The 755-nt window shown below is 60.9% G+C and carries 1 pseudogene; it reads right to left on the reverse strand.

The window, feature by feature from the left end:
• A pseudogene (locus ACRXB1_RS37120) lies at positions 1-755 on the reverse strand (DEAD/DEAH box helicase); the annotation flags it as partial.

Consider the following 755-nt stretch of genomic DNA (forward strand, 5'->3'; position numbering starts at 1 on the left):
TTGAACACGTGCGTGATGCCGGGGATGTCGATACCGCGAGCCGCGACATCGGTTGCCACCAGCACGCGCACCTTGCGTTCACGCAGCGCACGGATCGTGCGGTTACGCGCGCCTTGCGGCAGATCGCCGTGCAGTGCAGCCGATTCAAAACCAGCGTCCGACAGACGGATAGCCAGTTGGTCAGCGTCGTTCTTGGTTGCCGTGAAAACGATAGCCTGGTCGAGGCCTTCATCGCGCAGCAGATGGTCGAGCAGGCGATCCTTGTGATCGCGGTCATCGACGTAATGCACTGTCTGCGCAATGTTGTTCTGTGCTTCGAGCTTTTGAATGATCTCGATGCGTTCCGGGTTCTTCAACAGGCGGCCGGTCAGCGAGCTGATCTTGCCGTCGATGGTCGCCGAGAACAGCAGCGTCTGACGCGAAGCGGGCGTAGCGGCAACAATGGTCTCGATGTCGTCGATGAAACCCATGTCCAGCATGCGGTCGGCTTCGTCGAGCACGAGCATTTGCAGTTGCGACAGGTCAATACGGCCGCGTTCCAGGTGATCCAGCAGACGGCCCGGCGTTGCAACCAGGATTTCCGGGTTCTTCGCGAGCAGCATCAATTGCTGGCCATAGGCAACGCCACCCAGGATGCTGACGGTACGCAGCCGGCGCAGGTGCTTGCCGTACGTGGTTGCAGCAGCGGTAACCTGCATGGCGAGTTCGCGCGTGGGCGTCAGAACCAGCATGGTCGGACGAGCGACCGGCTGCTA

It is taken from the genome of Caballeronia sp. M23-90 (genome assembly GCF_053574605.1).